This is a genomic window from Pseudoxanthomonas sp. z9 (assembly GCF_006542425.1).
GTDB lineage: Bacteria > Pseudomonadota > Gammaproteobacteria > Xanthomonadales > Xanthomonadaceae > Pseudoxanthomonas_A.
The window spans coordinates 54,491-70,160 of sequence record NZ_VFID01000016.1 but is presented as its reverse complement, the minus strand read 5'-3'; the positions used below and the strand labels follow the sequence as shown (position 1 = coordinate 70,160).

General features: G+C 62.6%; 15 protein-coding genes and 2 pseudogenes. 8 read left to right on the top strand and 9 right to left on the bottom strand.

The genetic code is table 11. From position 1 onward, the window contains the following. Window positions 1–2: 2 nt before the first annotated feature. Window positions 3–950, bottom strand: coding sequence for a DUF1080 domain-containing protein (locus FG323_RS18310; RefSeq protein ID WP_141456159.1), 948 nt, complete (start codon window positions 948–950; stop codon window positions 3–5). A 409-nt stretch (window positions 951–1,359) separates the two neighbouring features. On the opposite strand from FG323_RS18310, the gene FG323_RS18305 reads away from it, so the two are divergent. Then, window positions 1,360–1,686, top strand: a complete 327-nt coding sequence (locus FG323_RS18305; RefSeq protein WP_141456158.1) for a YciI family protein — start codon at window positions 1,360–1,362, stop codon at window positions 1,684–1,686. Between the two features lie 421 nt (window positions 1,687–2,107). Here FG323_RS18305 and FG323_RS18300 read toward each other — a convergent pair whose 3' ends face one another. After that, window positions 2,108–2,923, bottom strand: coding sequence for a trypsin-like serine protease (locus FG323_RS18300; protein WP_141456157.1), 816 nt, complete (start codon window positions 2,921–2,923; stop codon window positions 2,108–2,110). A gap of 317 nt (window positions 2,924–3,240) precedes the next feature. Between FG323_RS18300 and FG323_RS18295 the strand changes: the two genes are divergently transcribed. Genes FG323_RS18295 through FG323_RS18280 form a run of 4 tightly spaced genes read left to right on the top strand, consistent with a single transcriptional unit; the run spans window position 3,241 to window position 6,208 of the window. Beyond that, complete coding sequence (locus FG323_RS18295; RefSeq protein ID WP_141456156.1) at window positions 3,241–4,392, top strand: SPFH domain-containing protein; 1,152 nt, start codon at window positions 3,241–3,243, stop codon at window positions 4,390–4,392. Window positions 4,393–4,411: 19 nt separating this feature from the next. Then, a complete protein-coding gene (locus FG323_RS18290) occupies window positions 4,412–5,728 on the top strand; it encodes a TFIIB-type zinc ribbon-containing protein (RefSeq protein WP_141456155.1) in 1,317 nt (438 codons plus the stop codon). Next, window positions 5,725–5,976, top strand: coding sequence for a hypothetical protein (locus tag FG323_RS18285; RefSeq protein WP_141456154.1), 252 nt, complete (start codon window positions 5,725–5,727; stop codon window positions 5,974–5,976). Before FG323_RS18290 ends, FG323_RS18285 begins: the two co-directional genes overlap by 4 nt. Further along, the gene (locus FG323_RS18280; RefSeq protein WP_141456153.1) at window positions 5,966–6,208 is read left to right on the top strand and encodes a hypothetical protein; all 243 of its coding nucleotides are present in this window, start codon (window positions 5,966–5,968) and stop codon (window positions 6,206–6,208) included. Before FG323_RS18285 ends, FG323_RS18280 begins: the two co-directional genes overlap by 11 nt. Window positions 6,209–6,330: 122 nt before the next feature. Here the strand turns inward: FG323_RS18280 and FG323_RS18275 are convergent, their stop codons facing one another. The 3 genes from FG323_RS18275 to FG323_RS18265 all read right to left on the bottom strand — a co-directional run bounded on the left by FG323_RS18275 (window position 6,331) and on the right by FG323_RS18265 (window position 8,084). After that, a complete protein-coding gene (locus FG323_RS18275; protein ID WP_141456152.1) occupies window positions 6,331–6,894 on the bottom strand; it encodes a hypothetical protein in 564 nt (187 codons plus the stop codon). Then, window positions 6,842–7,360, bottom strand: a complete 519-nt coding sequence (locus FG323_RS18270; RefSeq protein WP_255470231.1) for a hypothetical protein — start codon at window positions 7,358–7,360, stop codon at window positions 6,842–6,844. Before FG323_RS18270 ends, FG323_RS18275 begins: the two co-directional genes overlap by 53 nt. A gap of 142 nt (window positions 7,361–7,502) precedes the next feature. Further along, complete coding sequence (locus FG323_RS18265; RefSeq protein ID WP_141456151.1) at window positions 7,503–8,084, bottom strand: hypothetical protein; 582 nt, start codon at window positions 8,082–8,084, stop codon at window positions 7,503–7,505. Between the two features lie 51 nt (window positions 8,085–8,135). On the opposite strand from FG323_RS18265, the gene FG323_RS18260 reads away from it, so the two are divergent. Beyond that, a complete protein-coding gene (locus tag FG323_RS18260; protein WP_181444293.1) occupies window positions 8,136–8,723 on the top strand; it encodes a helix-turn-helix domain-containing protein in 588 nt (195 codons plus the stop codon). A gap of 156 nt (window positions 8,724–8,879) precedes the next feature. After that, window positions 8,880–9,839: a glycosyltransferase family 4 protein gene (locus tag FG323_RS18255; protein ID WP_181444292.1), complete on the top strand. Its 960-nt coding sequence runs from the start codon at window positions 8,880–8,882 to the stop codon at window positions 9,837–9,839. Window positions 9,840–9,978: 139 nt separating this feature from the next. Here FG323_RS18255 and FG323_RS19915 read toward each other — a convergent pair. From FG323_RS19915 to FG323_RS18240, 3 genes and pseudogenes are all read right to left on the bottom strand, one after another. Further along, a pseudogene (locus tag FG323_RS19915) lies at window positions 9,979–10,086 on the bottom strand (DUF4440 domain-containing protein); the annotation flags it as partial. Between the two features lie 1,172 nt (window positions 10,087–11,258). Continuing rightward, window positions 11,259–11,717 (bottom strand): annotated as a pseudogene (locus FG323_RS19910) (nuclear transport factor 2 family protein); the annotation flags it as partial. Between the two features lie 602 nt (window positions 11,718–12,319). After that, on the bottom strand, window positions 12,320–12,805 hold the full coding sequence (locus FG323_RS18240) for a hypothetical protein (protein ID WP_141456148.1): 486 nt from the start codon (window positions 12,803–12,805) through the stop codon (window positions 12,320–12,322). A gap of 397 nt (window positions 12,806–13,202) precedes the next feature. Here FG323_RS18240 and FG323_RS18235 point away from each other — a divergent pair, with 397 nt between their 5' ends. Next, window positions 13,203–13,424 (top strand): SymE family type I addiction module toxin, encoded by a 222-nt coding sequence (locus tag FG323_RS18235; protein ID WP_141456147.1) that lies wholly within the window; start codon window positions 13,203–13,205, stop codon window positions 13,422–13,424. A 38-nt stretch (window positions 13,425–13,462) separates the two neighbouring features. Here the strand turns inward: FG323_RS18235 and rlmKL are convergent, their stop codons facing one another. Further along, window positions 13,463–15,595 (bottom strand): bifunctional 23S rRNA (guanine(2069)-N(7))-methyltransferase RlmK/23S rRNA (guanine(2445)-N(2))-methyltransferase RlmL, encoded by a 2,133-nt coding sequence (gene rlmKL, locus FG323_RS18230; protein ID WP_141456146.1) that lies wholly within the window; start codon window positions 15,593–15,595, stop codon window positions 13,463–13,465. Between the last annotated feature and the right edge of the window lie 75 nt (window positions 15,596–15,670).

The window sequence follows — 15,670 nt, the reverse complement described above, 5'->3', positions numbered from 1 at the left end:
GCTCACAACGCCGGGGTCAGGGTGATATTGCGGAACTCGACGGGACCATGATCGCCTTGCAGCATCAGCGGACCCGGCGCGCCCTCGTCGCTGTCGAGCGCGCCGCCGGTGATGCCGGGAATCTCGCGATCGCAGATCACGGTCTTGCCATTGACCGCGACGGTCACCTTGCGCCCGACCAGGGTGATGTCCAGCGACTGCCATTCGCCCGGCTTCGCGGAAGCATCCTCGCTGGGTGCCAGGAAACCATAGATCGCGCCGAGGCTGTCGCTGGCCGGCTCGCCGAAGGTGTCGGCGATCTGCACCTCATGGCGGCCGCGCAGGTACACGCCGCTGTTGCTGCCCTTGGGAAAACGCAATTCCACGTGCAGCTTGAAATCGGTGAAGCGCTGTTCGCTGACCAGGTTGGCGCCGGCCTTGGCATTGCGCAGCACGCCGTCTTCCACGGACCATTGCGACGACTGGCCGATCGCACGCCAGCCTTCCAGCCCCTTGCCGCCGAGCAGGCGGATCGGCTGTCCCCAGCGCGGAGTTCCGATGCGGTGCAACAACGGTGCGCGCACCGCGCTCCAGTCGTGGCGCTTGCCGTCCGGCAGTTGCATCGTCCCGGAGAGCTTGCCGTCTTTCAGGCGTCCCTGGAACGACAGATCGCCGTTGCCGCCCTCCCATTGCGGAGGAATGGCGAAGCGCATTTCGCCGTTATCCGTTTCCACCCGCGACACCGGTCGCGCACTGCCGGCGGCGCCGACGAACTGTCCGACCAGCGCACTCGCGCCGGAACGGCGGATTTCCAGCCAGGAAGGCACGTCGCCGGTGGGCGTATGCACGGTGATGTCCCAGCGTCCAGTCAGCGCATCGGCGGGATTTTCCGCAGCCGTCGCGGAAACGGCGGACAGGCTCGCGAGCAGACCAAGCGCGAGCAGTGCTGGCAGGGTTCGGCGTGCGGCCATGGCGTTCCCGTTTGCTGGCAGAGGCGACCGACTTTAAATGACAGCGCTGGACAACGCTACGTGCCAGGCCGGACATTTCCACGAATCCAGTGCTGGAGAAGGTATCGGATTGGCATCGTATTTCCCTTCGCAACGCGCCGTCGGAAGCGGTCTTTAATTTTGTGCGGTGCGAGAAAATCTGTATCCGGTAGGAGGCGCGCCCTGTTCAGATAAAGGAAGCTTCGTCCGTCAGGGTCCTGCCGGGACCTCGGCGCTTTGATGCGACTCGATTCGGGCATCATTGCAATCTCCCTTCCCGCCAGGCACAGCGGTACGGAACGGGGCGACCGGCTCTCTCCGGGAGGCGGAAGGCAGCGGAGCAAGCTCCGCTCTACGCGGCGTCGTTTTCCCCAGACAAGACGAGGGCACCATGGCGATGTACCTGATTTCCTTTCCCAGCGCGGCGATGGTCGTGCCCGACGACGAAATGCAGGCGGTGGGCCGTGACGCCAATGCCGTGATCGACGAGGCCAAGGCCGCCGGCGTCTACCTCTTTGCCGGCGGCATCGAGGAACGCGTGTCCCCCGTGCTCGTTTCCGCCAACGGCACCTTCGCCGAAGGTGGCTACTCCTGGGCGCCCCCGCTGACCGGCGGCTTCACCGTACTGGAACTGCCTTCTCGCGAGGAGGCCATCGCATGGGCCGCACGCATCGCGAAAGCCTGCCGCTGCGACCAGGAGTTGCGGGTGATTGTTTGATCCGCGATCTTGAAGCCGCCAGGAAGTGCGCACCAACCGATAGGCCACAAGGTAGATTCGATGTCTGATTCTGATCAGGATCTGGAAAAGCGACTAATGGCAGCCGCAGTCTTTGAGTTGCGGGTGCTTCTTGCGTCTTATATTGGCGGTGACCAACCGCCCTCCATCCGTGCTCCGGCTGAGTTTGCGTATGCCCTCCACAATCAGGCCCTTGCGATCCTGGAAGGAAAACCTGTCGACGTCCCCGCAGCCCTCAGATCGTTGGAGCGTTTGGCCCCTCTCTTGGGTGAGAGGTATCTGAGTCATTTCCATCGTGTTGTGTTCGCAGATCCGGACACACCATGAGCACACACAGAATGATATTCCGGCCGGCGAGCGTTGCTCGTTCACCCATCCATCTGGGTGAACTCACCGGCTACGCCTACGGCTGCTCCGAGATCACGCCTTCAATCCACTCACGGTAGTGGCTCAGGCGGACATTGCAGCTGATCTGGCCATAGCGTCCCGGCCGTGCCGTCATGACGTGGCCGTGGACGAATTTCCAGGACGCCAGTCCGGCCAACGCCCGTTGGCCCTCGTTCTGGATCAGCACCGGGCCGCCGCTGTCCCCGTTGCCCAGTATGCCCTCCAGGGGCAGGGCCGCCGGCGGTTCGTCGAATTCGTAGCAGAACCAGCGGTCATGCGCGCTGCTGACTTTGTTGAACGCGCGGCGAAGCTCCGTCCGATGTGGGCTTTCCGGAGCGTAACCGCTCGCGCCCGTGCCCGTCGCGCCCTTCCCCACGATCTCTACAATCTGGCCGAACTCCTTGCCGTCCTTGTAGAGCGCGACGGGAGCGACGTCCGCGACAGGCTGTTTCAGCTTGATCAGGGCGACGTCGTCGGAATTGGCAAGGAACACCACGATCAACATCGCCTCTCCGGTGGCCGTGGCCTGCTCGATCAGGTCATGCGGCAGCGTCTTGTAGCCGGGATGGGTGACGACGCGTTCGACGCTTCTGGGTACGCCATTGATGACGACCTGCTCCAGTTTTGAATGCGCGGGAATCGTGTGCGCCGCGGTGATGGCCCACTGGGGAGCAATCAATATTCCGTGCCCTTCACCGGGCATGTCGACGAGGGCGGGAAATTCGGAGGCCGGAATCCGGTACTTCGCATCATCGACGTCATGCCGGATGACGATGGCGGTGGCTGCCGATGACACCATGAGGAGCGTTGTGAGCAACAAGGTTCGGATCATGTGCGGGGCCGAGGCGGAAGTGCGTTTCTGGTGAAGCGGCAAGATACTTGAATCCGTTCCCACGTGCCCGATCTGCGCCTCCCCCTGGCACACGACGGGGTTCTTCGCGCAGTCCCAGGAGAACCGGAAGAGTGTGCACAGGGCTTGCGACCCTGGCATGACAACAAGCGGCGGTTCACCGGCCTCGCCCCTGCCTAGCCCGCACCCCTTGCATCCATCCTTGGACCCGCCCCGCAACCTTTTCCGCCCCACCGCGCTGGTATAGTGCGGCGAGCATAGGGGCACGGTGCCCGTCCACGAACAGAAGGGAGTTGGTCATGGGTCTTGTACAGGCGGTGGCAGGTGCGGTTGGCGGTGTTCTGGCGGACCAGTGGAAGGATTTCTACACCGTGCCGGAGGGCTTGCCGGCGACGGCGGCGCTGTTCGCGGCGGTGCCGCGCGGGACCAACGCGGGGCGTGGTTCCAATACCCGCGGCTCCTCCAACATCATCACCAACGGCTCGAAGATCGTCGTGCCCGAGGGGTACGGGCTGCTGCTGTTCCAGGACGGCGCGGTGACCGGCTTCGTCGCCGAACCAGGTGGCTATGAATGGCGCTCGGACGACGTGAACTCGCAGTCGATCTTCGCCGGCGACGGCCTGGTCAGCCCGCTGATCAAGCAGAGCTGGGAGCGTTTCAAGTTCGGTGGCCAGCCAGGTTCGCAGCAGGCCGCGTTCTTCGTGTCGCTGAAGGAGCTGCCCGACAACCGCTTCGGCACCCAGTCGGAAATCTACTGGGACGACGGCTTCCTCAATACCCAGGTCGGCGCGGTGACGCGCGGCTCCTACACGCTGAAGATCACCGACCCGATCCTGTTCGTGAAGAACTTCGTACCGGCGCGCTACCTGCAACCGGGCGAAGTGTTCGATTTCACCGACATGGACAACGCCGCCGCCAGCCAGTTGTTCAATGAAGTGGTGGGTTCGCTGGCGCCGGCCTTCAGCCTGTATACGAACGATCCGGCCAAGGGCAACCGCATCACCAAACTGCAGCAGGACTCGCTGGGCTTCGCCAAAAGCCTGTCCGATGCAGTCGAGCAGGGTTACCAGTGGAGCTCGCAACGCGGGCTGGCGATCGTCAAGACCGCCATCGTTTCGATCGAGTACGACGCCAACACCCGCGAACTGCTCAAGACCGTGCAGCGCGCCGATGCGCTGTCCGGCGGACGCGGCAACTCCAATCTGCAGGCCAGCGTGGCGCAGGGCATCCAGTCGGCCGGCGAGAACGGCGGCGCCGCCGGGCTGGTCGGACTGGGCATGGCGACCGGCATGGTCGGCGGTGTCGGCAGCCTGCAGCAGCCGGTGACCCCGGCCGCGCCCGCGGCCGAAGACCCGGTGGCCCGGTTGAAGAAGGCCAAGGAGATGCTGGACCTCGGCCTCATCACCCAGGCCGACTACGACGCGCTCAAGGCCAAGGCATTGGGTCTGTAACAGCAGGCGTTCCGCAACCATGTCCGACCCCAAGACCCCGCCGCCGTTGCCGGCGGCGCCCGTGACCGGCCCCGGCTCGCCACGGGACGTGCCGCCCCTGCCCGGCCAGTTTCCGGTCGATCCGGCCACCCTGCCCGGCGCCATCCGCGATGAACTGGAGGCGCCTGATCCGGTGGCGCTGGATACCTCCGCAGCCGAACTAAAGGACGGTCTGAACCGCTGCCCGAAATGCGGCGCCACCGATGTCCGTCTCAGGCTCGGCACCGACGTGCTGGTCTGCCAGTACTGCCGGCATGAATGGCACGGCGCGCGTGTGGAAGAGGAGTTCGGGCTGGGCGAAGGCCTCGACCAGCTGCGCGGCACGGTCATCGCCTCGGGTGCGCGCGACATCGAAGCCGACGCCGCCAGCCTGATGAGTTTCAAATGCACCGGCTGCGGCGCCGAAGTCACCGTCAACACCGAAACCACGATGACGGCGCGCTGCCACTGGTGCCGCCACGTGTTCGGCGTCAACGAACAGGTCGCCAACGGCGCGGTGCCCGATGCCGTGCTGCCGTTCCATATCGGCAAGGAGGATGCGGTCGCGCGCATCCGCCAGTTCGTGGACAAGCGCCGCCTGTTCGCGCTGAAGGCGTTCAAGGAACAGTTCACGCCCGAGAATGTCGTCGGCGTCTACCTGCCCTACATGATCGTCGATGGCAACGCGAGTGCGGCCGTCGCCGGCAAGGGCGAAATCAAGACTCGCGAGTACACGCGCGGCAGCGGCGACAAGAAGAAGACCTACTACGACGCCGACGTGTACCAGGTGAACCGCGCGGTGGATTTCACCGTGGACGACCTGCCGCTGGAATCCTCCTCCGATCGCGGCAACCTGGACACCCGCGTCAACACCAACAACATCATCAACACCATCCTGCCGTTCGATACCAAGAATGCGCTGAAATGGAACGCCTCGTACCTGCTGGGTTTCACCTCGGAGAAACGCAACCTGGACGTCGAGCGGATGCGGCCGCGCCTGGAAGACCAGTTGCTGTCCATCGCACGCGCCCAGGTCGAAGGCTCCGTGCGCCGCTACGACCGCGGCGTGCGCTGGGAGCGCGAGCAGCTCGAAGTCCACGGCACCCGCTGGGTGTCGATGTACCTGCCGGTCTGGCTGTACTCCTATCACCAGCCCGGCCGCAATGGCGGCATGCTGCACTACATCGCGGTGAACGGCCGCACCGGCGAAACCATGGGCAGCGTGCCCGTGCAGCAATGGAAACTGCTGCTGGCCGCGCTGGCCACCGGCACCTTCATCGAATCCCTGGTCCTTTGGTTCCTGGTGGTGGCGTCATGAGCGACGAAGGCGGACTCTGGTTGCTGGCGGCCGGCCCGGTCGGCGCGACGGCGCTCTATTGGGCCCTGTACCGGTACTACCGCAACACCGACAAGTCACACGCCTTCGAGCGCGAGACCACGGTCGAAGCCAAGCCGGTGACCGGTTCGGACTCGAAGGTCGATACCGTGACCGGTACGCGTGAGACACGCATCAGCGGGGACAACGTGCATGACTACCGGGCGCGGGTGCGGCGGGATGAAGGGTGACGGCGGCGCATACCTGATCGTCGTCGCCCCTGCTCCAGGGGCTGCACTCCAAGCGAACAGTCATCACGATTGTCCGATCAGGTCGGTCGCGGTGCCGGAGACCCTCGACGGCGCCCAGCGCATAGACTTCTCGCTGGGACGGATCCGCCTGCATGCTACTGGTAATGGCGATTGGAACCAGGACAAATTGCTGGCGGCGGTCAAGGCCAAGGGTGCCGAATCAAGGTACTGAAAAAGGCCTGAAGCAGTGCAAGGCGCAGTCGCTTGAAATCCCTTCCCTGCCATCCTTGCCAACCCCGTTGGACACCATACCAACGTTTCCAGCATGTCATCTCAAATGGGTTCGGCTGGACGTCAGTCGCGCGAACCAAATTCAGTAACTTCTTGCATATGGGACGACAACAAGCCCAGATCGACCTGCACCTCCCAATCATCAAACCGCCTGTCCGAGTCGAGACGAACCACCACGTGCATTCTTGGTTCTTCATCCAGATAGCAATCCTTGCATCGCTTGACCGACAGGATTTGCATCGTCGAGCCTTCGGGAAAGTCCGTCCTGGCGAGAACCTCCGGCCCACCGAAGCCTGGCGACTGGACTATCTCGTAAATGCTCGGCAACGGGCCGTAGTTGCGTTCCATGCTGATGCGATAGATCTCCATGTCTTCCGTGGTTCTGTATCGGGTTCCCACATATTTCGAGTACTCGGGTTCACCACTGACGTCCTCATAGCTCACGAAGCCGCAACCAGTCAGCAACAGGAACGTCAGGGCCGCAACGCATCTGAGCAGCATAGAAATTGGTCCCCGATTGGGCCAAGCCGGAAAGGTCCTGGATTTGATGAACTGCCGGTCACCACTGAAGGGCCTATCCAAGACACCACCAAAACCAAAGGTGATGATCTTTGCTACCGATGGCATGATCGCCCCGCCCTTTGGCGATACCCTGGATACCCTCGCTCAATGGCGCTAGCCATGAGGTTCCCAGCGTAACGACGGCCGGTTCGATTGCCGGCGGAAAGGACCAATCGTCCGGGCGTGCGGACAAGATTACCTTCAGCTTGTCCGGCGCCTGCCAGGCCGCGAGACCGGACTTGTTGTTGGGTACGCGCAACTGATCGTTGGCCGGCGCTGAAATGCTCACGGTTCGAGTCCCCTCGCCATCCCTGGACAGGGCGTCAAGCAAGGCCACCAGCGAATGGCAGCCTGCCGCATCTGCATTGAAGTGCCAGCCCGGGTAGTTGCGCTCGTTCTCGGTATAGCGCCACAGCGAGATTCGCCCGGATTGCTTCCATATATGTGCTGCCCGCATCAACAACATCCAGCCTGTGAAGAAATCGGGAAACCCTCTTTGCGGTAGCTTCGCAACAATCAGCAACCCAATCAATCGATTTATCTGACCGATCCGAAGGGAATCCTGGCGCCTTATGCCGTGAATCCTGTCCGTTGTAAATGTTGGTGGAACAATTTGCGCATCGGGTCGGCCATCCTCCAAAGGATCTTCGGTGGTGCCGGGTAACCATCTCCCCCTACGTCCCATCCCCGATGCGCGTATCGACCGCGATCCAGTTGGTTTCCCAATGGCGTCCACCGTCGTCCGAGTAAGCCTGCTCGAATCGCGCCGAGTTGGGGGTGATGTCAGAGATGACGAAGCGCACCAGGATGGCCTTGCCGTCGAGGTCTTCCTGGCCGTAGAACTCGCCACGGCCGTTGCGGAAGCTGCCGTGGACCGGACGGGTCAGGGTGCCGCTGCGGGCGCCGGCGTAGTGCAGGCTCCACTGCCCGGCCTGCGGGTTGTACAGGCGCAGGCTCACGCCTTCGATGTTTCCGGTCGGGCCCGCCACGCGCAGTTCAACCAGGTTGGCGCGTCCGTCCAGCACTTTCCGGACGACGCTGGTACCGGCGTATTCCACCCACTCCTGCGAGCCGGACAACGGCTTGGCCAGCCGCCACAGTTCGGTCTTCCAGGTGCCGATTTCCCAGTCGAAGTCGTGCTGGCCGTCGCCCGGCACGACAGCGACGACTGGCGGCGTCCGTGCCGACGCGTTCATCGCCAGCAATGCCACGGCCAGGCAGGTGCCGCCGAGCCAGCTTCGCGCAGGGTTTTGCATCGTCTCGTCCCGTCTCCCATGATGCGCGCAGGATAGGAACGCGAGGCCAGCATGAACAAGAAGGTACCTGCGGGTAACCATGCCCGGCCCAATCCGCTCGAAGGCTGCCCGCTGGCGGCCGCCTTCGCCGCCATCGGCGGCAAGTGGAAACTGACGATCCTCTACTGGCTGGCGCACAGCGAACTGCACTTCGCCGGCCTGCAACACCGCGTCACCCCGATCTCGAACAAGGTGCTCGCCGAACAATTGCGGGAGCTCGAAGCTCATGGCCTAGTAGATCGCATCCCTACCGGCCCCGTGCCCGCGCCGGTGATTTACCAGCTGACCGAGTACGGCAAGACCTTGCTGCCAATAGTCGAGGGGGTGCGGGTGTGGGGGGAAGGCCACTTGCGGCGGTCTTCGGTGGAACAGCGGACCGACTCCATGGGGTGCGATACCGAGGTCCGTTCCCACGAAGCGGACATTAGCTCCGCCGAGGCGGCCTTGCCCGGCGGACCGTCCGCTATCGGCGGCCATTCGTCGCGTGAAACATCTGGCATGTCAAATGCCACGCGAAAAGACCCAGAGCTGGTAGTAATACGTGGCCGCCAAACGGCTCCGACGCTTGCGGCGTCAAGCTGGCCGAACTCGCAGGAGTAGCCAGTCCATCTGATACCATTCCCCTCGACTTGTTGGAGGGTGCCTCCGATGGGAAATCTGGGGATATCGGCGTGGTATAGAGCGCCGATGGGTGGGCTACAGGAAAACATCAGGGCAACCGCGCTACATGCTCGAAGCGAGAATTTCGATGTTCGCTTGGCTCTGCCGTTTGGACCGTTTCGAGACTCCTTGTTGGCCCAAGGCTTCGGTGTCATTGGTGTCGACTTCGACTGCGAGAAGTCGCTTGGCGAAGCTAGGGACTATCTCGCGCCGTGCAATGTTCTCCACGCACACCCGGGGCCATCCCGTCAGCTCCTTCTCGATCTGTCAGCCAAGACCGGTGCGCCGCTGTTCTTCACGGTGCATGGCGAGTGGGTCGATTCGATCGCGCAGTATGCCGATCGGCTGGCTCACGTCTTCTGCGTATCCGCGTCGATTCGACGTCGGGTCCATAGCCTGATCCCGGCTTGCCACGACCGCATCAGCATTGCCCCCAACGGTGTTGATTTCACTCACTTCGCGGCGCCGTCGGCGGTCGAGGCGAGGACGATCGTGGTGGCCTCCCGCTTCGATGCAGACAAGCGGAACGTCGTTGACCTAGTTCGGCTCATGTGGGAGCGGCAAGCTGCCGAACAAGATTTCGACGTGGAGTGGATCGTTGCCGGGCAGGGCACCCTCATCGGGGAGCTTCATGAGGCCGCTGAATCGCTTTACTCGAACGCCGGAAAGCGCTTGGTAGCGTTCGATGGGTGGATCACATCGCCACAACTGGCGAAGCGATACAGCGAAGCCTCGGCGATTATTGCTGCCGGCCGCGGCGCGATGGAGGCCATTGCGATGGGGCGCCCGGGCATAGCCGTGGGAAGTGGAGGGGCATGTCCGTTGTTCGACATGCCGGGGCTGCTCGCGGCCGCTGAATGCAACTTTGGCGGCCTCGGATCGGCGGCGTTGGCTGATCTCGACATCCCGTCGCTATGGACGTCCTTGAGCAGCGCATCAAGTGGCGGCTATGCCGACTTCGGCAGAGAAGGATCCGCATTCATCCGTAAGCACCTGCATGTTGACGCGATCAACGCGAGGATGTTCGAGCGCTATCGGGATGTTCTTTCCGCCTGACCCATCGGCAAGGCAATCTCAGGTTCATCAACACCGCGTCGTGAAGGTCGCGCAATGCCCCGGGCAAATCGTCTGGATCAATGTCCGCTTCCGGCCATGAAGAGACGTTCGCGGACGGTGTTTCCGAAGCAGGCCGGGGGCGTAGCCGCAGCGGGCCGCCGCTCCCACCTTCATAGACGGCCTGGATGGCCTTGCGTCCCCGGACGGGCGGACGATTGCTTTGCAGGATGAAGCCATCCTCCGCGAACGGGACGATATTTCCGTTCTTACGGAACTTCTTGAATTGGAAAGTCGCTCCCGTCTTTTCTGAATTTTTCTCCAGAAATGGAGAGTCGTTGTCTAACGAGAGTTTCCTGATTCTGGAGCGACTCCAATCCCTCGGCCATCGCAAATCGCTTGTCAGGCGCAGCCAAATCGACCGATATCAACACCAGTCGTTGTCCTTTTTCCACTAGGCCTCTTCTTTCACGAAGACCTGATCGACCACCCCTGGTCGCCGGGCAATCACCTTTACCCATGGCTTATCTAGACCAACTACGCCATGCGCGTACTCGACTCACGAGTACTTTGCCCAGGACGCCGATGCTATAAGCGCAGCGAAGACGATTCCCGCACCTATTACAAGATTTCTACTTGACCTGCTATCCGATAGATAGATCTCACCGTATACCCGATGAGATCTACTATCTTTGACGTCCGATCGGAGGAGCGAAGACATTCCCTTACCCGCCTATACTCTTCAAGGCCACACGTCTTCTGAAACATTGGAAATCCGAGCCAGATTTACTCTATCGAGTTCATCAACTCCCACATTCCCGGATGCGTCCAATCCACACGAACTAGCCAAGGATTGTCATTTTTCTTTACGAGTAGCGTAATCTGACCCGCACTAGAATCCGGGCTAGGAAAATACCGCAATCCAGAAATATCCAAGTTTGTTTTGAACAGCGCAACCTTCTTTCCATAGACTCCACCTGCGCTCTTCAAGAACACGGCAACCTCTGACGAGGATGGACTCCGCCAAAGTCCTAGGTAGGACTCCTTAATTCCAGACTGATCTCTTAGATAGCCAATCCTGGACGCTTGGACAAAGTTGGAACCCAGATCGGCGTCGCCACTGATGATATCCGGCCCCTTGAAAGGATATCGCGCCTCCTCCCTGGCTATCCTCCCTTCTATATGCATGGCTATCCCGCCATGGAGGTAAATTCCATCAACCATAAATCCGACTATCTTCGTTACACAGGGTCCTAGTGCTTCTTGGACTCCCGCCACCTGGTATCCCCCAAGCCCCCCGAACCCTTCACTTTCAAACGTTCTTGAAACCTCATCAGCAGGGACATCCTTCAATTGGATATCAGTGATGTTTCCCTTTCTGCATGAATCCGCCTCACCAGCGTCAACATTTCCAGACCCAGGCTTTGGCGGCGCGTTCTGATTATCCATGTCCGAGAAGATCAGCCACGGCTGGCCGGGGGTGCGGCGAAGCGTGAGGGTGAACTTGCCGGTGTCGCCGGGGCTATCACCGTAGCCGTAGGCGCCGACGATGTAGCCGGTCGTGGCTTCGGTGTAAAAGGCGAGCGCGCGTAGCCGCAGCGGACCGCCGCTTCCGCCTTCATAGGTGGCCTGGATGGCCTTGCGTCCGCGGACGGGCGGACGATTGCTTTGCAGGATGAAGCCATCCTCCGCGAACAGCGCCGCGAGGGCCGCCGCGTCACCCGCGCGCCATGCGCTCTCGTAGTCGCGGAGTACTCGATCCAGTTCGGGCGGCAGCGTGACACTGGGAACGTCGGTGGGCTCTGGAGCATCTTGTGCAAAAACTGGCACCGCAACCAACATCAGGGCGAAGGCGACAACATCAAGGAAAAGACGGCTCATAGGTCTCAACCAAATCGGAGTTCAGTAGTTGGGAAAACGGAATAGAGACTCAACAGGTTGGCCATTATCACAGAGTTAAGAAAATCTACACTCCGCCTGTTCTTGCAACTGCACTAATCATCCCTGCCTAGCAGATGTCCGCTTTCGGCCAGGAGCGACATCCAAGCGCACACGAATCTCACAAGTTACTAGCGAGCTCGACGGAGGCCAACTCGTCGAACCTTGCCACTACTTCGGCGGCCGACGTCCCCCAACTTCCGCCGTTCAACTTTCAGAAACAAAGACGGCGCATTCGCGAAGTTGAACTCGACTCCCGATTCCGGCAGGTCCTGTAGCTGGATCCGAACCACTGCGCGGCCTTGTTCGAGATGCCATACCAATTCGTCGATGATCGGGTTCCAGCCATCTCGGTCTAGCTTCTCGATCCACTGCATGGGTGCGGGAACTCCAAAAATTTCCGCTTTGGTCGAAACCGGACGTTAGCACCCGACTTGCGGTCCGGCCAGCTCGATGGCCGCTTTCGGCCAGAAACGGACATCGGGAAACACTGAATTAAGCCTGCCAGCAAAGCGGTTCGGCTTGAATGAATTGTCAGGGGGCGGCTAGAGCTCTTGCCACGATACCGCTACATGGTTGGGCGATAGCGAAACCGTAAAACCAAAGGGAAAGGCATCACTAATGTCTGGGCCAAACTCAATCACCCGAACGTTTCCATTGGCTCGAACATCACCGCGCCCGCCGGCCAACGCTTCCCCCAGCGACTTCGCATTAGTAGCTGACCAGTATCGCGCTACTGCTCGAACGAGGTCATCCTGAGTGAGCGGCGCACGCGAGCCGACAGGCTTAGATACAGAGACTTCGACGCCAAGGTCCACGCAGCCGCCATAACCGATCTGTATCTTTCGACCGGAAGCCTCGACCCAGAGGAACTCGGAGGGTGAGATCTGCGTGGCTCCAGGGATCTTTTTAGCCTTCGCCGAGAGCTGTTGAGCGACAGCCGTCAGATCAAAGTCGCACTGATCTTTTGCCAGCGCTCGGAATGGCATGACAAACAGAAATACAGATGCCACGCATACGATTATCTTCATCCGGCACCTAATTACCTGATAGCCGGATCCACGGTCCGGTCATACGACTTCTACGCAGCGCACCGTATGGTGGGCTGTCCCTTGATACCGCTGGATCTTATGGCCGCTGGCACCGGCCAACAAGCCGACGTATAACCGGACCTACAGAGGCTGTGTCTAAAGGTACGTTACCTGGGTTTGGGCGCGCCCCTAATCGAGCGAGCGAGACTCGCCCGTTCTTCGACCGCGTAAGATATCCCCGGATGTCCGCTTTGGGTCATAAGCAGTCAACCGACAAACAGCGTCATGGTCTTCAGCCTTTGAGGAAGTAGTTTAAGCACCGGTGCTCAACACACCTCCCCCGCTAGCGGTGTCCGCGTCCGTCCTCGCGGTTTTCCGATATCGACCGGAGGCCAACATGGCAGGCAACAAGACCCGCCGCCCCTACCCTCGCGAGCGCCAACTCAAAACCGGCTACGCCTATTACCCACACACCGGCAAGGGCCGCCCCACGCCGCCCTTCCCCTCGCTGCGCCTGCAAGGCCGCTGGCTGGAGCAGGCTGGCTTTTCGATTGGCCAGACCATCCAGGTACGCATACGCGCCGGCCGCCTGGTATCGGAGCCGGTGAAGTCGGATTAGTGGGACTATCCGCCGCCCCGGGGCGGCGGTATCCGGACTCAGAAGCGGGTGAGCTTCCAGCAGCGGTGGATGCGGGCGTTGCGCTCGAAGTCCGGGGGGAGGGTCTGCGGAGTGATGTCCTCGCAGCGGGCGAAGGCGGCGATTTCGTTTTCGTCCAGGCGGAAGCGGCGGAAGTTGTTGCTGAAGTACAGCACGCCGTTGGGCGCCAGTCGGGCGACCGCCGCGCGCAGCAGGCGCACGTGTTCCTTCTGGATGTCGAAGTCGTCGGCGCGGGCGGAGTTGGAGAAGGTAGGCGGGTCGCAGAAGATCAGGTCGTATTCGCCCTGCTCGGCTTCCAGCCAGCGCACCGCGTCGGCCTGCACGAGGCGGTGGTGGGCGCCGCCGAAGTTATTGCCGGCCAGATTGCGCCCGCACCATTCCAGGTAGGTGCCGGACAGGTCCACGCTGGTGGTGGTGGCCGCGCCGCCGACGGCGGCCTGCACGCTGGCGACGCCGGTGTAGCTGAAAAGGTTGAGGAAGCGCTTGCCGCGCGCTTCCTGGGCCATGCGCCGGCGCAGCGGGCGGTGATCCAGGAACAGGCCGGTGTCGAGGTAGTCGAACAGGTTGACCTGCAGGCGGGCGTTGTTTTCCCGCACCCACAGGGTCTGGTCCTTCTGGTCGAAGCGGCCGTACTTGCTGCCGCCCTTGCCGCGCGCGCGCGACTTGATCGCCACCCGATCCGGCGGCGCGGCGAAGACTTCGCGCGCGGCGGCCAGCAGCTCGCTGAAACGGCGGCGCACGTCGGTTTCCGGGATGCTGGCCGGGGCGGCGTATTCCTGGATGTGCAGGTAGGCGCCGCCGTCGTTCTCGGCTTCGTACACGTCGATGGCGGCGGCGTATTCGGGCAGGTCGGCGTCGTAGGCGCGATAGCAGGTGACGTCTTCGCGGGCGCGCCAGCTCTTGAGCTTCTTGAGGTTCTTGCGGATGCGGTTGGCGACCATCTGCGCGCCTTCGCTGAGCGGACGCGGTTCGCTGCGCTCGCGGGCGGGCGCGGCGACGGGATCGCAGACGATCAGCGCGCACTCGATGGCGCCGTTGAACACCTGGTATTTCTTCTGCGCGCGCAGGCCGGTGGCGTGGGCCAGATCGGCGTTGCCGCACAGCAGGCTGGCGCGCCAACCGGGCACGGCGCGTTGCAGCGCGTCGCCGAGCATGCGGTACAGCGTCGCGTCGGCGGCCAGGCGTTCGTCGTAGGGCGGATTGCAGACCACCAGGCCGCCGCCTTCGCCGGGGGCTTCCAGCTGGGCGACGTCGCGGGTCTGGAATTGAATCTGCCCGGCCAATCCCGCCAGGGTCGCGTTCTCGCTGGCGGCGCGGATGGCGCGTGAATCCAGATCGCTGCCGAAGAAACGCGGTTGCAGCGCGCGACGGCCTTCGGTCTCGCGGGCGACGGCGTCGGCGAACAGATCGCGCCAGGCCTGCGTGTCGAAGCCCAGCCAGCGCGTCGGCAGCGCGTTGCCGTGGCGTTGCAGGCCGGGGGCGACGTCGGCCGCCATCAGCGCGCCTTCAATCAGCAAGGTGCCGCTGCCGCACATGGGATCCAGCAGCGCGCCACCGGCGTGGTACAGCGCCGGCCAACCGCCGCGCATCAATACGCCGGCGGCGAGGTTTTCCTTCAACGGCGCCTCGTTCTGTTCGCGGCGCCAGCCGCGGCGGTGCATCGGACCACCGCCGAGATCAATCGACAGCGTGGCGCGGCCCTTGCGCAGCGACAGGTTGATGCGCACGTCCGGCTGTTCGACATCCACCGAGGGACGTTCCAGTCCCTGCTGGCGCAGGCGATCCACCACCGCGTCCTTGATCCGCTGGGCGGCGTAGCGCGCGTGGGTGATGGTCTGGCCGGAGACATGCGCGTCCACCGCGAGGGTGAGTTCCGGGCGCAGGTGGTTTTCCCAGGCGATGGCGGCGGCGCCGTCGTAGAGCACCTGCTCGTCCGGACAGTCGTAGTCGGCGATGGGCCACAGCACGCGGCTGGCCAGGCGCGACCACAGCACGGCGCGCTGGGCGTCGCGCAGTTCGCCTTCGACGTTGACGCCGGCGATGGTGGCGGTGGCGCGGTGGGCGCCCAGCGCCGTCAGCTCGTCGGCGAGCAGGTACTCCAGGCCCTTGGCGCAGGAAACAAAGAACTTCAAGTGGACTCCGGAACTCGGGACGACGGGGCGCGGACGGGCGCGGTTTTGCCGGGCAATTTTGCCGGATTGGGGGTG